General features: G+C 60.6%; 15 protein-coding genes. 2 read left to right on the top strand and 13 right to left on the bottom strand.

Going from position 1 to position 15909, the window contains the following annotated elements; all coding sequences use genetic code 11:
- Positions 1-2: 2 nt before the first annotated feature.
- Positions 3-1169: a hypothetical protein gene (locus ACXWTF_RS08305; protein WP_461714532.1), complete on the bottom strand. Its 1167-nt coding sequence runs from the start codon at positions 1167-1169 to the stop codon at positions 3-5.
- A gap of 9 nt (positions 1170-1178) precedes the next feature.
- Positions 1179-2306, bottom strand: coding sequence for a hypothetical protein (locus ACXWTF_RS08300; RefSeq protein WP_461714531.1), 1128 nt, complete (start codon positions 2304-2306; stop codon positions 1179-1181).
- A gap of 186 nt (positions 2307-2492) precedes the next feature.
- Here ACXWTF_RS08300 and ACXWTF_RS08295 point away from each other — a divergent pair, with 186 nt between their 5' ends.
- Together ACXWTF_RS08295 and ACXWTF_RS08290 are read left to right on the top strand one after the other, a co-directional pair.
- Positions 2493-2705: a hypothetical protein gene (locus ACXWTF_RS08295; RefSeq protein WP_345984606.1), complete on the top strand. Its 213-nt coding sequence runs from the start codon at positions 2493-2495 to the stop codon at positions 2703-2705.
- Positions 2705-2902: a hypothetical protein gene (locus ACXWTF_RS08290; protein WP_231018395.1), complete on the top strand. Its 198-nt coding sequence runs from the start codon at positions 2705-2707 to the stop codon at positions 2900-2902. Before ACXWTF_RS08295 ends, ACXWTF_RS08290 begins: the two co-directional genes overlap by 1 nt.
- 27 nt (positions 2903-2929) lie before the next feature.
- Here the strand turns inward: ACXWTF_RS08290 and ACXWTF_RS08285 are convergent, their stop codons facing one another.
- The 11 genes from ACXWTF_RS08285 to ACXWTF_RS08235 all read right to left on the bottom strand — a co-directional run bounded on the left by ACXWTF_RS08285 (position 2930) and on the right by ACXWTF_RS08235 (position 15895).
- A complete protein-coding gene (locus ACXWTF_RS08285; protein WP_461714530.1) occupies positions 2930-4333 on the bottom strand; it encodes an efflux transporter outer membrane subunit in 1404 nt (467 codons plus the stop codon).
- On the bottom strand, positions 4320-7454 hold the full coding sequence (locus tag ACXWTF_RS08280) for an efflux RND transporter permease subunit (protein ID WP_461714529.1): 3135 nt from the start codon (positions 7452-7454) through the stop codon (positions 4320-4322). Before ACXWTF_RS08280 ends, ACXWTF_RS08285 begins: the two co-directional genes overlap by 14 nt.
- 12 nt (positions 7455-7466) lie before the next feature.
- Positions 7467-8591, bottom strand: coding sequence for an efflux RND transporter periplasmic adaptor subunit (locus ACXWTF_RS08275; protein ID WP_461714528.1), 1125 nt, complete (start codon positions 8589-8591; stop codon positions 7467-7469).
- Positions 8588-9043, bottom strand: a complete 456-nt coding sequence (locus ACXWTF_RS08270) for a MarR family winged helix-turn-helix transcriptional regulator (protein ID WP_461714527.1) — start codon at positions 9041-9043, stop codon at positions 8588-8590. Before ACXWTF_RS08270 ends, ACXWTF_RS08275 begins: the two co-directional genes overlap by 4 nt.
- 104 nt (positions 9044-9147) lie before the next feature.
- Entirely contained in the window at positions 9148-10701 is a 1554-nt protein-coding gene (locus ACXWTF_RS08265) for a SulP family inorganic anion transporter (RefSeq protein WP_461714526.1), read from the bottom strand.
- Between the two features lie 136 nt (positions 10702-10837).
- Complete coding sequence (locus ACXWTF_RS08260) at positions 10838-11476, bottom strand: hypothetical protein (protein WP_461714525.1); 639 nt, start codon at positions 11474-11476, stop codon at positions 10838-10840.
- 71 nt (positions 11477-11547) lie between these two features.
- Complete coding sequence (locus ACXWTF_RS08255; RefSeq protein WP_461714524.1) at positions 11548-12366, bottom strand: thioredoxin family protein; 819 nt, start codon at positions 12364-12366, stop codon at positions 11548-11550.
- An 83-nt stretch (positions 12367-12449) separates the two neighbouring features.
- Complete coding sequence (gene sfsA, locus ACXWTF_RS08250) at positions 12450-13142, bottom strand: DNA/RNA nuclease SfsA (RefSeq protein WP_461714523.1); 693 nt, start codon at positions 13140-13142, stop codon at positions 12450-12452.
- The gene (locus ACXWTF_RS08245; RefSeq protein WP_461714522.1) at positions 13142-13522 is read right to left on the bottom strand and encodes a hypothetical protein; all 381 of its coding nucleotides are present in this window, start codon (positions 13520-13522) and stop codon (positions 13142-13144) included. Before ACXWTF_RS08245 ends, sfsA begins: the two co-directional genes overlap by 1 nt.
- A gap of 56 nt (positions 13523-13578) precedes the next feature.
- Positions 13579-14748, bottom strand: coding sequence for a vWA domain-containing protein (locus ACXWTF_RS08240; RefSeq protein WP_461714521.1), 1170 nt, complete (start codon positions 14746-14748; stop codon positions 13579-13581).
- A 142-nt stretch (positions 14749-14890) separates the two neighbouring features.
- Positions 14891-15895 (bottom strand): AAA family ATPase, encoded by a 1005-nt coding sequence (locus tag ACXWTF_RS08235; protein WP_461714520.1) that lies wholly within the window; start codon positions 15893-15895, stop codon positions 14891-14893.
- Between the last annotated feature and the right edge of the window lie 14 nt (positions 15896-15909).

Genomic DNA, 15909 nt, shown 5'->3' with positions numbered 1-15909 from the left:
CCTTAGAGACCCCGCTGCGCGAAGAGGGTGATCGTCATCTGCTGCGCGGCGAGTATGGACGCCTGCACGGTGGCGATGTTCATGTTCATTGACTGCTGGGTGGAAAGAATCTGGTCCGCCTGCAGCCCGATGTTATCCGCCATTGCCAGGATGAGATCGGCCTCTTCGAGGATGCGGTTGGCCATGACCCCGATATCGGCAGAGAGCTGCAGCATACTTTTGAGCGACGTGTAGAGTGTGGGATCGGAGGTCATGGACTCCATACCGCCGATCGCGACGACATAGCCGTCCACGGCTGTCGAAAGCGAGCGGAGCATCAGGGCGAGATCGCCCAGGTCGGCGAGGGTGTCCGCGGAGACATAAAAGCTGTTATGAACCGCATTCGCCGAGATATCGCTGTAGACGGATTCGACTTCGCCCAGGTACTGACGGACATCCCAGGAGACGGCTTCGAGCTCCATAGACATCGTCCACGGCGTCAGGCTGACGGCATCCATGCGCTGCGCCAGGAAGTCGCCGCTCGATTTCAGCCCCTCCAGTTGACTGTTGAAACTGTTCGATTGCATTACCGATACCAGTGCGAGCATGTTTTTCTGCGTCTGCAGCAGGGTCGACTGTGTGAGCGCGACGTTGTCATTTTGAAGCTGCTGGGTCTCGAGGATGCGGTCGGCCATCAGGCCGATGTTGTCCGACATGATCAGGATCTTGTCCGCCATCTCGCCGATACGGTCGGCCATCGTCCCGATGTCGTCGGAGAGCTGGAGCATGGCCGTGATGCCGTCGTTCAGGGTGGCGGCGCTCATGGACGAGGAGAACATCTGCAGATCCGTGGAGAGATGCAGTGCTTCGTTGGCGAGGCCGAGGACCGTCAGGGTGTACTGGTCAAGCGCCGTCAGCACGTCTGCGTCGACCTGCAGCGGGGCGGCAAGACCGGCGTCGATACGGCTGATCTCGTTGACGAGATCGCGCGCTGCGCTGTTCGCCTGAAGGAGCGGTGCGCAGACGCTGTCGCTGTTGAGGTTGATCGCTTCGAGCTGGCTCTTGAAGGCGGCGGCATTCGCATCGGCGGTTTGCAGGTCGGTCAGCAACGCCGCATTGAGCGGGAGCGAAGCGGCCAGCAGGGCGCCGAAAAGCAGCAGGGTTTTCATAGGGTTTTTGAATGTTTTCACGGTGCCTCCTTAGGGGTTCATGGACTGGAACAGGGTGATCATGGCGCTCTGAGCACTGAACATGGAGTGGAACATTGTCTCGAAGCTTCCCTGCTGCAGCTCCTGGGTCTGGCGGATACGGTCGGTCATGATGCCGATGTTATCGGCCATGACGATGACCTTGTCCGACATCTCCATAATGCGGTTGGACATGGTGCCGACGTCGTAGCTGAGCTTCAGCATGCTGGCGATCGCCGCGTTCAACACCTCAGAATCGGTCTGATCGGAGAGGGTTTCGATGGCGGTCGCGAAGGTTTGCAGGCTGTCGCCCATGCTCTGGTGGATCTGGGAGAGGTCGCCGAACATCGTCAGAGTGCCGTCGCCGGGTTCCATGACCGCAAGCTGGTTGTTTTTGGCGGCCCACTCGTAGAGGTTCTTCGTGGAGATCATGAGCCGCGAAGCGTTGGCTTCGAGCTGTTGCAGCTGGACGTCCATCGTCGACTCAGCGAGGGTCGTTGCCGCCATGGCGTCGGCAAGTGCCTGGCTTTTGGTGATGAGCCCGGACAGCGTGGCGTCATAGATCTCCGGCGCCAGGGCTTCGCTGAGACTGATCATATTGTTCTGCGTCTGCAGCACGGACGCCTGTGTCAGGCGGACATTGCTGTTTTGCAGCTGCTGGGTGATGAGGATACGGTCGGCCATGATGCCGATATTGTCGGCCATGACAAGGATGCGGTCCGCCATTTCGAGGATGCGGTCGGCCATGGTCCCGATATCGTCAGAGAGGCGGAGCATCGCCGCCGTGAGCAGCTCGAAATTGGAGCGTTCATAGCAGCTGCCGCTTGTCTGCAGACCCGTGGAGATGCGGAAACTGTTTCGGGCCATCTGCAGCGCCAGCGCCGAGAGGCTGTCGAGGGAGTCGAGGTCGTCAACAGTGACCGAATAGGGAGAGGGGATATGGGTGTACACCATCTGAATCGAGGCGATATACTCCTTGACAGAGGTATTGAGTGTCCCGAGTTCGCTGCAGGAACCCTCCTGGGCAAAACTGAACGCGGCGAGTTCGCCGTTGAGGGTTTCGCCCTGGGTGACGAGCCCCTGCAGGTCCGTTGTCGTCGACGCCTGGGCGCTCTGCCACAACACGAAAAGCATAATCATGAGACTTTTTCGAATCAAAAGTATTCCTTGATAATTGGTATTGAGGGGCGGAATATTATCGTGAGTTATATTATGCATTTATATTGATCCCATTCTAAATGGTGCATTCAAGAATAGGGGTGATGTGAAAGGGGGCTTCTGGAACGGGGTATGCAGAATAAGAGGAACTCAAAAAAAGGATTGCAGATGGAATACCATGTTGTAGTAGAAAAAATGTGTAAATGTGCCAGACGTCAGAATATGCCGCAGATCAAAACCTTTGATGACAAGGAGAATGCTCTGATGGTTGCCCGCGCCTGGGCGCAGCAGCTCAACGAATCTTTCTGCGGCAGCCATGAGTTCAATGTTGTGCCTGTCGATGACAACTTTGTCATTACCGTCGGTGAAGGCAGCTTCTGATGGAAGAGGAGACTTTCTTCTACTGCCAGGAGTGTAACGGGAAGATCACCCTGGATCAGCTGGCACTTCTCAATGAGGGCAAATGCCCGCACTGCGGCTCGCTCGCAGGTTTTTCCACCAATCCCAAAGGGACCGAGGACGGCTTCGAAAAAGCGAGAGTCCTCAACGATTCGGATTTTCTCAACGGGAACTTCTGATACCCCAGTCCGGGAGAGCGGTACCCGTTAGGGGCGGGCACGCTCCCATCCGCCGCCGAGGGCTTTGTACAGGGAGATCTGGTTCGTGATCCTTGCGGCACTGAGCTGCACCAGGTTCAACCGCGAGGCCAGCAGGGCCCGCTTCGCGTCGATCACTTCCAGGTAGGTCCCGTACCCGCTGTCGAAGCGGCGCTGTGAGAGGCCCAGGACTTTCTCCAGTGCCGTATTCGCTTCCTCCTGCGCGGTGAGCTTCTCATCGGCCGCGCGGATCTTCGCCAACGCATCATAGACTTCTTTGAACGCCGCTTTTACTGTCTGCGCATAGACCATAACCGCCTCGTCTTTTTTCGCTTCCGCTTCGTTGACGCTGTTCTCGATCCGCCCGAAATCGAGCAGGGGAACGTACAGCGTTGCGCCGAGCCCCCACATCTGCGCCGAGGCGTTGAGCAGGTTGTCCAGTTCGCTGCTGCTGTAGCCGGCGGTGCCGGTCAGCGAAATCGTCGGGAAGTAGGCGGCCTTCGCCACGCCGATCGTCGCATTGGCCGTACGCAGGCGCGATTCGGCGGCGAGGATGTCGGGGCGCCGTTCGAGCAGGCCCGAGGTGAGGTCGGCCGGGACGGGCTGGGGTTCGGGCAGGACGTTCACGGTGTCGTATGCCGCTTCGAGCAGCGCCTTGGGGGAACGCCCCAGCAGGATGCCCATCGCGTTTTCGGCGAGGGCATGCTCTTCGCGCAGCCCGGCGAGGGAGACCTTCGCCGTGGCATAGAGGGCATGGGACTGCTGCAAGGTGAGCTCGTCGATGGCGCCGTGCCGGAACTGGCGGGAGCGGTACTCATAGCTCTCCTTGAAGGCCTGGACCGTCTCCTCGGTGACGGTGATCTGCCGCCGCAGGGAGACGAGGTTGAAATAGAGCTCCGCAACACCGGCAATGAGGCCGATGCGGACGGTCTCACGGTCGGCATCGGTGGCAATAAGTTCACCGCGCGCCGCCGCTTCGAGGTTTTTGTATTTGCCCCAGAAGTCCAACTCGTAGGCTGCCGTGACGGAGAGATCGAAACTGTTGTAGCTAAACCCGGAGAAGGGCGAAAGTGTCTCCCCGCTGGTCTTCTGACGATACGCCGACGCCCCGCCGTCCAGGGTCGGGTAGCGTTCGGCGCGGCTGAAGCCCAGCGACGCCGCCGCCTGGGCGACGCGGCTCGCGGCGATTTTCAGGTCGTCGTTGTTGTGCAGCGCTTCGTCGACGAGGGCATTGAGCGTCTCGTCCTTGAAGGCTTTCCACCATGTCGCGCCGACGGTGCTGGCATTGCTGTCGGCCGAAGCCGCGTTTTGTTCCGGCAGCTCGGGCGGCGTGACGCTCAGCTTCGGCGCCATGGAACATCCGCCGAGCAGCCAGAGGGCCGCCGCGAGGGAGAGGAGCTTATGCGTGTTCATCTTCGCCTCCTTTGTCGGTATAGAATTTGGCCCGCAGGCGCATGATCAGGTAGTAAAAGAGCGGGATAAAGAAGATCGCGACCACGGTCAGCATCACCATCCCGCCGACGACGGTCGTCCCGATGATATGGCGGCTGTTCGCCCCGGCCCCGCTGCTCAGCGCCAGCGGCAGGGTCCCGCCGATAAAGGCGAGCGATGTCATGACGATGGGGCGGAAACGGATCCGAGCCCCTTCCAGCGTCGCCTGGTAGAGGTCGAGCCCCTCGCGCAGTTTCTGCTGGGCGAACTCGACGATCAGGATCGCGTTCTTCGCGGTGAGACCGACGAGGGTGACGAGCCCGACCTGGAAATAGATATCGTTCTCGAGCCCGCGGAAATAGACCGCCAGCGTCGCGCCGAGCAGGGCGAACGGCACGGTCATCAGGATCGTGAAGGGGATCATCCAGCTCTCGTAGAGCGCCGCGAGGATCAGGAAAATGAAGACGATGGCGAAGATGAAGGCGTTGTTGCCTTTGCCCGCCACCTGCTGCTCCTGGTAGGAGGTCCCGGCCCAGGCGATGGTATAGCCCTCGGGCAGGACCTCTGCCGCCACTTCCTGGATGGCGCGCATCGCGTCACCCGAACTGTAGCCCGGGGCAGGCTGCCCGGAGAGCTGAGCCGCGGTGAACATGTTGAAGCGCTGCACAACGCTGGGACCGACGATGCGTTTGGCCTCCACCAGGGAGCTGATCGGGATCAGGGCACCGCTGGTTGAACGGACGAAAACGTCGCGGTAATCCTCGACGCTTTCGCGGTAGGAGGGTTCGAGCTGGACGTTGACGTGGTAGGTCCGGCCGTAGAGGTTGAAGTCGTTGGCGTACCCGGTCCCGAAGGTCGAGCCCAGCGTCGTATAGATATCGGAGATCTGAACCCCCAGCGCCTTGGCCTTGTCCTCGTCGACGGTGATACGGTACTGCGGCACACCGGCGTTGAAGGTCGTACGGACCCGTGTAAGTTCCGGCCGCGCGTTGGCCTGTTCGACCAGTTTCTTCATCAGCCCGTCAAAGGCGAGGAGGTCACCGCCGGTGCGGTCCTGGACATAGAGCTCAAAACCGCCCGTGGCGCTCATGCCGCGGATCGGCGGCGGGTTGACCGGGATGATCATTGCCTCTTTTTTCTGCATCATCTGCATCATGAACTTGCCAGCCATCGCGTCGGCGCTCTGGCTCGGATCGGGGCGTTCGGACCAGTCGGTGAGGTGCGCAAAGGCGACCCCCGCGTCGGATTTGAAGGCGAAGGTCGCGAGGTCGATCCCGCTCATGGCCCCCAGGGACTCGATCAGCGGATCGGCCAGGAGGGTATCGGCGACCTGGCTCTGGACGTCGACGGTACGTTCAAGCGACGCACCGGGCATCAGGTAGGTGAGGACCATCAGGACCCCTTTGTCCTCGCCGGGGACCAGGCCGGTCGGCAGTTTCTGCGACATCCAGGCACCGGCGCCGATGAGGACGCCGAAGATCAGCAGGTTCATGACCGCCAGTTTGATCGTCAGGCGTACTCCGCGGTTGAAACCGGAGGTGAGGCGCTCGAAGAAGGCGTTGAACATCCGGATCGGCAGGATCGGGCGGGGCTCTTCGCGGCGCAGGAAGACCTTACAGAGTGCCGGCGTCAGGCTGAGCGCGACGATCCCGGAGATGACGACGGAGATCACGATGGTCATGGCGAACTGCTGGTACATCACCCCGCTGAAGCCGCCCATGAGCGAGGCGGGGATGAAGACGGCCGAGAGGACGAAGACGATCGCGATGACCGGCCCTGTGATCTCGCGCATCGCCTCGATCGTCGCCTCGCGGACGGTGAGCTCCTTGCGCTCGTGCAGCAGGCGCTCGACGTTCTCGATGACGATAATGGCGTCGTCGACGACCAGCCCGATCGCGAGGATCAGGGCAAAGAGCGTGAGCAGGTTGATGGAGAAGCCGGCGATATAGAGCCCGGCGAAGGTCCCCACGATGGAGACCGGGATCGCCAGGACAGGGATGATCGTCGCGCGGACGTTGCCGAGGAAGAAGTAGATGATCAGGACGACCATCACGATCGCCTCGGCCAGGGTCATCAGCACCTCTTCGATGGAGGTCTTGACGAAGGTCGTCGTGTCATAGAGCGTATGGTAGCGGACATCCTCGGGGAACTTCTGGGAGACCTCCTCGAGCACCTTCGTCAGTGCCGCATCGACCTCGAGCGCGTTGGCGCCGGGCGCCAGGAAGACCCCGGCCACGGCCATCGGTTCCTTGTTGCGGGTGCCCTTGAGCATGTAGCGTTCGGCGCCCAGTTCGACCCGGGCCACGTCTTTGAGGCGCAGCGACGAGCCGTCGGGGTTGGTGCGCACGAGGATGTTGCCGAACTCATCGGCGCTCTTCAGGCGTCCCGGGGTCGTGACCGTGTAGGTATAGGCCATCTTTTCTGCGGCGGGCTCGCCGCCGATCTGTCCCGCGGCGAGCTGGACGTTCTGGCTGCGGATGACGCTGAGCACGTCGCTCACGGTCAGGTCATAGGCCGCGAGGCTGTCGGGTTTGAGCCAGACGCGCAGGGCGTACTCTTTTGAACCGAACAAAAAGGCGTCCCCGACACCGGGGATGCGCTTGATGTCGTCGATGACGTTGATGAGGGCGTAGTTGTTCAGCCACAGCGCGTCGTGGACGCGCTCTTCCGAGGTGAAGGCGATGACGCGCAGCATGTCCGGGGAGCGTTCGCGCACACTGACCCCCTGGCGTCGTACCTCTTCGGGTAGCTTGTTCAGGGCCACCTGGACACGGTTGTTGACGTCGACGTTGGCGGCGGAGGGGTCCGTGCCGGTGGCGAAGGTGATGCTCATGGTCAGGATCCCGCTCGGCGAAGCGGTCGAGGTCATGTAGATCATATCCTTCGCACCGTTGATGGCATCTTCGAGCGGCGCGGCGACGGTGTTGGCGAGGGTTTCGGCATCCGCACCCGGGTAGACCGCCTGGACGTTGATCTGCGGCGGCACGATGCTGGGGTACTCCTGGACCGGCAGTCCCTTGATCGCTACGACCCCCGCCAGAATGACGATGATGGAGAGGACCGAGGCAAAAATGGGCCGGTCGATGAAAAATTTTGAAAACATAAACGGTTACCTTTATTTCCCTTCCGCATCGACGGTTTTGTCGATGATGACCGGGGCGCCGGGCTTGACACGGAAGAAGTTGTTCACGATGACCTTATCGCCTTCGGCGAGCCCTTTGCGTACAACGAAACTGTTGCCGACAGGGTCGCCGAGGACGACGGGACGGACGGCTGCCTGCCCCTCCTGTTCGACGAAGACGATGGTGCCCATCGGGTTCTGCAGGACGGCTTTTTGCGGGATCATGATGACATTCTCACGGCTGATCCCTTCCAGGGTGACGCGACCGAAGGTCCCCGGCAGCAGCAGGTTGTCGCTGTTCTTGAAACGTGCGCGCACGCTGATGCTGCCCGTCTGCGTATCCGCCGTCGGCGCGATATAGTCGATGACGCCGCTCACCTTGATACCGTCGATATCGAGGGAGGCTTTGAGGCGTCCTTCATCGCCCCAGCTCCAGCGCCCCTCTTTGTTCGCGACGCGCGCTTTTTGCAGGTCGCCCGAAGGGATAGAGAAGAGGGCGTAGATCGGGTCAGTTTGGGTGATAGTCACCAGCGGCGTACCGGCGTTGACGACGTTGCCCACGTCGGTCTGCTTGATGCCGGCGATCCCGCTGATGGGGGCTTTGACGTCGGTATAGCCAAGCTCCAGCTCCCGGGTCTGCAGCTGCGCCTTGGCCGCATTGACCTGCGCGCGGGCCGTTTCATAGGCCGAGAGCGCGGCATCGTGTTCCTGGACGCTGATGGCGTTGTCCTTGTACAGGGACTGTGCCCGCGCCCAGTCGCGTTCGGCTTTCGTATAGAGCGACTCCTGCAGGATGACAGAGGCCTTCTGCTCATTGACCGCCGCCTGGTAGAGGTCGGGTTCGATTTTGTAGAGGCGTGTGCCTTTCTTGACATAATCGCCCTCTTTAAAACGTTTGTCGAGCAGGACGCCCGTGACACGGGAGACGACGGTCGCACTGCGGATGCTCTTAAGCCGCGCGGGGTAGCTCAGGACGACGTCCTGTTTCGCGACGGCTTTGACAACGTAGGCGTCGGCGTGCGGGGCCGGGGCGGCGGGGGCTGCCGTGTCGGCGACGAGGCTGCTTCCGAACAGCAGTGCTGCTGCGAAAACGAGCGGGGCGAAGGGGGGGCGTTTCATAATGATGCTCCTAGTTGCTTGATATGGGTTTCGGAGGTGTCGACGACGGTGTCGAGGACACGGAAAAAAGTTTCTATCTCATCCGGGGTGAGCCGGGCTTTGATGGCGTTGTTGAAGGTCAGGGCTTTTGGAATCACCTGGTCCAGGATCTCCTGCCCTTTTTCGGTCAGGTGGATCGGTTTGATCCGCCGGTCTTCGCTTTTGCGTTCGCGGACGATCAGTCCCTTCTTTTCGAGGGCGTCAAGGGCGCGGCTGACGGTCGGTTTGCCCTTGGCAAGCATCTCGGCGATCTCGGATTGTGTGATCTCGCCGTCTTCGCTGATGATCTTGAGCGTTGCGAACTGTTCGGGTGCGATCCCTAAGGGTTCGATGCATTTCGAAAAACCGGCGTGAATGATGTTGGCCGTACGGTTGAGACGAAAACCGATCGAATCATCCAGTAGATACTCCATGGGGCTCCTTTAATTACCTATGCAACTATTGCATAGACAACCTTCTGCTTCGCTTAGCGATAAAAATTAAAACATCGGGGGTTCGGGGGGAAAGCCCCGAGGTGTCAGATCAGCGCGACGGCGCTTTGAAGGGAGGGGGCGAAGGTGACGTTTTCGAACCGTTTTTCGTGGTTGAAGCGCATCAGCTTCTCGGCAAACGCTTCGGGAGCGGCGATGATCACTTTGACACCGTCCGTTTTCAGTTTTTCGATCAGGTCTTTGAGGGTGAAGATCGCCGTGATGTCCATGAACGGGACGTTCATAATGTCGATGATGACCGTTTTTGTATCGAGCAGGTTGTTCGCCTGGTGCTCAAAGTAGGTGCTCGAACCGAAGAAGAAGGCGCCGTTGATGCGGATGATGCGCGCGTTCTCCCCTTCGAGGTCCGGCTGGCTGCCCGTACCGGTGCTTTCGAGCACGATCTGCGTCTGTTTGGTGATACGGTAGACGATCAGCAGCGACGCCAGGACGATGCCGAGGCCGACGGCGGTGATGAGGTCGACGAAGACGGTGACGAAGAAGACGGTCAGCATGGTCATGAGGTCGCTGCGGGGGCTCGCTTTCCACACTTTCAGGAAACGGTAGTCCAGGATGTCGACGCCGACCTTGATAAGGATACCGGCCAGCACTGCCAGCGGGATCTGGGAGGCCAGGGGTGCGAGGAAGAGGACGATGAGCAGCAGTACCACGGCATGGGTCATGCCCGAGAGGCGGTCGGTACCGCCGCTTTTGACGTTGATGACGGTCCGCATCGTCGCCCCGGCGCCCGGAACGGCGGCGACAAGGGCGCACAGCGCATTGCCCAGCCCCTGGCCGAAGAGTTCGCGGTCGGGGTTGTGCTTGGTCCGGGTGATGGAGTCGGCGACGATGGAGGTGAGCAGGGTGTCAATGGTTCCCAGTACGGCCAGGGTAAAGGCCAGCGAAACGATCACCGTGTAATGCTCCAGCGTAAAATCGGGCAGGACGAGGTCGGGGAGTTCGGCGGGGATCGTACCGATCGTCTCCACCGGCAGCTGCAGCAGTGCCGAGACCGGCGTGAGCACGACAAGGGCGATCAGCGGCGAGGGGACGACCTTGGCCAGCCGCGCCGGGGTGAAAAAGACGATGGCCAGGGCTGCCAGCGCGAGCAGGAGTGCCCAGAAGTTGGTCTGGGGCAGCAGCGAGGGCAGCGTCACCAGCAGGTGCAGCACGGCAGCATCCGAGGGGAGTCCCAGCAGGGGGTTGAGCTGCAGCAGGATGATGATGACACCGATCCCGCTCATAAAGCCCGAAATGACGGGGTAGGGGATAAAGCGGACGAAACGGCCGATACGGGTGAAACCGAAAACGATCTGGAAGATGCCCGAGAGCAGTACGACGGTCGCGACCTGCCCGACATCGCCGCCCAAAGACGCGACGGCGGCGGCCACGACGACGGTCATCGGGCCCGTCGGACCGGAGATCTGTGTGGCCGTGCCGCCGAAAAGCGCGGCAAAGAAGCCGAGGATAATGGCGCCGTAAAGCCCTGCCGCCGCGCCGAGACCGCTGGCGACGCCGAAGGCGAGCGCGAGCGGCAGCGCAATGACGGCCGCCGTCAGACCGCCGAAGAGATTGCCGCGAAGGTTGGAAAAGAGTGACACGGGTAGCCTTTGCATGACGGCCGGGAGGCCGCCGAAAGATTAGGTGGCATTGTATAGCAGATCAGGAAAAAATCAGATGACAGTTTTGTCGGGCGTTGCCGCAGAAGCGGCATCAGCGCTGGGAAGGTCGCGGCGATCAGCCTTTGAAAGCCTTGACGGAGAACTCTTTGACGCCAACATAGGGAGGCGTATCTGTCGGGTAGATGACGACGTCGTAAACGCCCCCGTTCTGCGGCAGGTCGATCGTGTAGGTTTGACTGTCGACGGTAACATCGATACTGCTTTGATCGGAAAGCGCGGCCCCGTCAAACTCTCGCACGGCGCAGGCGCCGAAGTACTGCTGACCCGTCGTGCCGCCGAAGTCTATGTTGAAATTGGTATTGGTCGTATTAACGACATTGAGCGAGCCGGGGTTGGGCGTATGGTAGAGATACATATGCGGTTTTCCGCCGTCATCCTGGCAGTCGGTCGCGATATAGGCATTGATGAAGTGCCCCTGGGAGATCGTCACTTGGCTATTTTCTTTCGTTACAGTTGTCGATGTATACCAGATACTGGGGGCTTCGGAAACGTCTTCGTAGTCGTCGTCGAGGGATGTCTTTGGCGCCAGCGGTGTGATGTCGCCGTAGAAATGGTGGGCGGAGATATTGCTATCCAGGGCATTGATCATCGTCAGCAGGTGGACGCGCAGTTCGGTTGAGCTGTCCTCGCCGCAGCCGGAGAACGTCAGCGCGGCAGCGGCCGATGCGGCCAGAATCAGCGGGCGTAATTTCATTTTCTTCCTTCGTCAAAGCAATCGGTTTGGGGCATTGTACTGTATGGGGAGCAACGGGTCAACTTCCCTGTTCAGGGACGTTTGTCCGCTTTCAGCCAGTGAATGAACTCCTCGCGGCTGTTGTAGCCGGCGACGGTGTGGTACCCCTTCAGCGTCTCAGGGTTGATAAAGTGCACGACGGGGGTAAAGGAGATGTTGAATTCCGGCGGGAAGGCATCTTTCTCCTTGTTGAGGATCACGGGGACGTATTTTTGGTGTACGAGGGCGTTGACATCCTCTTTGCGCAGGACGAGCTCTTCGAACTTCCGGCACCAGGGGCAGTAGTTCGCGACCAGGACGAGCATGACGTTTTTGTGCTCTTTTTTGGCCCGCATGACGGCATGGACGAAGTTCGTCTCATATTCCAGCGATGCCGCGAGGCTCCCTTTTTCCTTGACGCGTTTGAGCGTGCCGCGCTCCTGGGCGTACTGGTCGGCGAACTTGGCCAGCAGTTCGTCGACGCTGTCTTCGAGGTTCTCCTCGATCGTCTCTTTGCTGTAGGGAAAAGCGAGAGCGTTCTGGTAGGTCAGGGCGAAGACCTTGTCCTCCGCCCCGGCGCGCTGGACCTGTTCGCCGATCACGAGCCGGACGTCGATCAGTACGCTTTTGCCCACATACTGTTCCGAGACAAGGAGCGCGAGGGAGCGGCCGCTGTAGCCTTTTGTGTCGATCCCGAGCTCATCGGTTGTGGCGGCAAGGGCCTCGCGGAGGTAGGCTTTGCTGCTTTTGGGCACTTTTTCGCCGGCAATGTCGACGACGGGATAGACCTTGTCGACGCCGCGCAGGGTAAAGATGGACTCGGCGCCCAGCCAGGTCGCCGCGAAAAATAAAAGGAAAAATAGACGGGTCATAGTTTAAGCTCCAGAAAAAATCTAACGCGCATTGTAACAGCCTTTTTTGCGATCCGCGTCAGACGGTACTCTGGAAAGCGGTTTCAGCCGATGCGTTCATCCAGGACAACCCCCTCCAGGGCGAACGACGCCCGGTAGATCAGCACTTCAACGCCGGCATCTTTCGCCTGCGCCAGCAGCGCGGCATAGGTGGGGTCGATATGCGCGGCAGGTTCGAAGCGGCGCCCCCCTTCGCGCAGCACGGCGAAGAAGAGCACGGCACGGTCGCCTTTGGCTTTGACTTCCATCAGCTCTTCGAGGTGTTTCTGCCCCCTCGTCGTGATGGCGTCGGGGAACATCAGCGTGTCGCCTTCGCGCAGGGTGACGCTTTTGACTTCTACGAAACACTTCGCATCCCCTTTCTCGAGCAGCAGGTCGATCCGGCTGTTCCGGCTGCCGTATTTCACCTCCCGGCGCAGGCGGTCATACCCCTGCAGTTCCGTGACGACCCCTTCGCGGACCGCCTCTTCGGCGAGGGCATTGGCCCGGGCCGCATGGACCATCACCGTTTCCCTGTCGGCATCCTCGACGAGCTCCCAGGTGTAGCGCAGCTTGCGTTTGGGGTTGTCGCTTTCGCTGAGCCAGACCCGCAGCCCCTCTTCTTTGTACCCCTTCATGGAGCCGGAGTTGGGGCAGTGGGCCGTCACGACGCTGCCGTCTTCGAGCCTTATGTCGGCAAGGAAACGCTTGTAGCGCTTGATAAGCGTGCCGGGGATGAGGGGTGTTTCGTACTGCATCACGCCTCTTTTTTCGTATCGTCCGTTTTGGTGTCACGGAGATGGTCGTAGATGGCAGGGATGGAACCGGTATGGGGGTAGTGGAGGTAGTAGCGGCGCAGCAGCTGGTTAAGCTTGTTCTGGTTGAATCGCCAGTAGTGCTCTTTGTCGAAGGCTTCGTGCCGGACGATATACTCGAAGAGCTCCTGTTCGCTGAGCGGCGCTTCGTGGCGGTGTTCTTTATCGATCACCTCGAGCATCAGGGTGGTCAGCTCCTCCTTGGAAGCTTCGTTGCTGTCGTCATCGGGCAGCGGCTTGTTGGGCAGAAAGGCGTAGAGCTTCCACGCGGCCAGGACGGTGGCGGCGGTAAAAGCGATGATCATTATGGTCTGGATGGACATGGTGGCATACTCGCGACAAAAAAGTGTCGGTTATTGTAGCCCTGCGGGCCTGAAGGCTAGGAGTTGAAGATGACCAGCCCGCGCCCGAAGGGGACCTTGGCCGGTCTTGAGAGGGCCCAGAGCACCTCGTACGGCGGCGGGATGCGCGGGAACCAGCCGTCTCCGTCGGTGAAGTAGAGAAGCATCGTCGTCATGGGCAGTTCCGCCTCGATGTAGTCGAAGACAGGGCGGTAGTCTGTCCCGCCGCCCCCTTTAAGCGGGAAGTCCAGCTTCTCGCCGCCCTGGAAACTGTAGTGGCCGTGCACCTTGGCGTCGGCGATGATCAGCTCGATCCGGATGGCGGGGAAGGTCGTCATAATGCTTTTGAACTCCTCCATAAAAGCGCCCAGCAGCGCCTCGTTGATGGAGCCCGAGGTATCGACGGCGACGCAGAGGCTCAGTGTATCGCTGGCCAGGGAGGGCAGCGCGATCCCGCGGTAGATGTGCTTCTTGTTCGGCGGCATGAAGGCGTAGTTGTTGCGCATATGCTTGTTGACGGCGTTATAGAGTTCGAAACGCCAGTCGACGTCGGCGGCCTTGACCTTCTTGCCGAGACGCTCCATGCCCGAGGGCATCGCGCTTTTGCGCTGGGCGACCTCCTGGGCGACGGAAGAGGCGTACTGCCACTCCGACTCGTTCTGGGCGTCGAGCTCCTCCTCGATATTGCCGAGGTTGGAGAAAGCGCCGCTGTCGTCTTCCTCCTCTCCCCCTTCACCGGCACCGCCCGGCATCCCCGGCGGAGGCGGCACGTCGTCTTCACTGCCGAAGGCGTCATCAATGTCGCTGTAATAGCTCTCCTTGAGGGCGTCGTAGATCTCCTCGGCGTACATCCCCTCGAACTCTTCGTTGAAGTTGGCTCCCTGGGGGATGGCCAGGCCGTTTTTGTGCAGGAGGTTATTGATGGCGTAATCGGTGGCCAGCTGCCAGAGCCCCCCTTTGCGTCCGAGCTGGCGCTGCTGGTGAGAGAGGACGTGGTGCATGACGCAGTTGGTGAGGATGAACATCACCTCTTCGATGCTGCGGCGTTCCATGAACTCCGGGTCGTACAAAAAACGCTTACCGTTGCTGGCATAGCCGCGCAGACCCTCTTTGGGCTCCTGTTTCAGGCGGGAGGCGAGCATCCCGAAGTAGGGGTGCTTCATCGTCAGCCGGGACTTGGCTTTGGTCAGTAGCTGTTCAGGAGACATTTCGTTTTCCACGTACCCGGAGCAAAGCCCCGGATACTACGCTGGCCGCTGAGGCACATGGAGCGAAGCGGAATTTCGCAGGGTACCGAGGACAAAAGCTAGCCGCATGCGCGGCAGAGAATATTGACGACATATTATTCCCTTAGTGCAGGAGGTTGTTGAACTGGCGCATCCAAAGCGTCCAGCTGTCGACGTGGTCGAGTTCGATCTTGCGTTCGCGCAGGTCCTGGATGATCATGACGGCAAATTCGCCCGGCATCTTCAGGGTGTAAGCGATGAGGTTGTTGAGCTTCTTGCTGCTGGTCCCCTCGCCCACGCGCATGGCCAGGGCGGTGCTGAGCATATGCAGCGCCGCCGGCTCCGTCGGGACGGCGGAGACGCTGCCGTCGAAGATACCGTCAAGGTCGGGGAGCTCGCCCGCGACGACTTTGAAGCCGAGGAAGGCCGCGGCGAGGTCTTCGCCGATGGCGCCGGCGACCAGAGGCATGATGAGGTCCGGTTCGGGCTCGGAGGCGACGATCTCGTTAACGTACTCCCAGGTCCGCGGCGTTGCGAAGGAGCGGCTGTCATCCTTGCCCTGACCGAAGGTGAAGAGTGCGTCGGGGCGGTAGGAGATAAAGGCGATGATGGCCGGATCGATCCCGGCACCGATGGCCCACTGTTTCCAGTCCTCGACGCTCGCTTCCATCTCCAGGTGAACGAAGCGGTTGGCCAGCGGCGCGGCCATGCGGAAGACGACACCGCGGTCGCTCTCGCGGTTACCGGCGGCGACGATGGCCCAGCCGTCGGGGAGCTGGTACTCGCCGATCTTGCGGTCGAGGATGAGCTGGTAGGCCGACGCCTGTACCATCGGCGCGGCGGTGTTGAGCTCATCGAGGAAGAGGATGCCCTCTGTCTCGCTGCCGTCGGGCAGGAAGGAGGCGGGGGCCCAGACGGCTTCGCCGGAGTCGGCATTAAAGAAAGGGATACCCCGCAGGTCGGTCGGGTCGAGGAGGGAGAGACGGAGGTCGATGTAGGAGATGTTCTTCTCCTTGGCGATCTGGGCGACGATGGAGGATTTGCCGATGCCCGGAGGCCCCCAGAGGAAGACGGGTACCTTGCGGTCGGTGAGGTGGGTCAGGGAGCGTTTCGTGCTTATCGGGTTCATGGCGGTCCTTGCAA

The sequence above is a fragment of the Thiomicrolovo sp. ZZH C-3 genome, assembly GCF_054862725.1.
The sequence above is the reverse complement of the archived record's forward strand: the minus strand, read 5'-3'. Positions and strand labels throughout refer to the sequence as shown.

Coding starts and splice junctions, on each gene's coding strand:
- ACXWTF_RS08280 (WP_461714529.1), bottom strand. CDS start 7,454: ATGTTTTCAAAATTTTTCATCGACCGGCCCATTTTTGCCTCGGTCCTC.
- ACXWTF_RS08245 (WP_461714522.1), bottom strand. CDS start 13,522: ATGTCCATCCAGACCATAATGATCATCGCTTTTACCGCCGCCACCGTC.
- ACXWTF_RS08300 (WP_461714531.1), bottom strand. CDS start 2,306: ATGATTATGCTTTTCGTGTTGTGGCAGAGCGCCCAGGCGTCGACGACA.
- ACXWTF_RS08275 (WP_461714528.1), bottom strand. CDS start 8,591: ATGAAACGCCCCCCCTTCGCCCCGCTCGTTTTCGCAGCAGCACTGCTG.
- ACXWTF_RS08240 (WP_461714521.1), bottom strand. CDS start 14,748: ATGTCTCCTGAACAGCTACTGACCAAAGCCAAGTCCCGGCTGACGATG.
- ACXWTF_RS08255 (WP_461714524.1), bottom strand. CDS start 12,366: ATGACCCGTCTATTTTTCCTTTTATTTTTCGCGGCGACCTGGCTGGGC.
- sfsA (WP_461714523.1), bottom strand. CDS start 13,142: ATGCAGTACGAAACACCCCTCATCCCCGGCACGCTTATCAAGCGCTAC.
- ACXWTF_RS08295 (WP_345984606.1), top strand. CDS start 2,493: ATGGAATACCATGTTGTAGTAGAAAAAATGTGTAAATGTGCCAGACGT.
- ACXWTF_RS08285 (WP_461714530.1), bottom strand. CDS start 4,333: ATGAACACGCATAAGCTCCTCTCCCTCGCGGCGGCCCTCTGGCTGCTC.
- ACXWTF_RS08235 (WP_461714520.1), bottom strand. CDS start 15,895: ATGAACCCGATAAGCACGAAACGCTCCCTGACCCACCTCACCGACCGC.
- ACXWTF_RS08290 (WP_231018395.1), top strand. CDS start 2,705: ATGGAAGAGGAGACTTTCTTCTACTGCCAGGAGTGTAACGGGAAGATC.
- ACXWTF_RS08260 (WP_461714525.1), bottom strand. CDS start 11,476: ATGAAATTACGCCCGCTGATTCTGGCCGCATCGGCCGCTGCCGCGCTG.
- ACXWTF_RS08270 (WP_461714527.1), bottom strand. CDS start 9,043: ATGGAGTATCTACTGGATGATTCGATCGGTTTTCGTCTCAACCGTACG.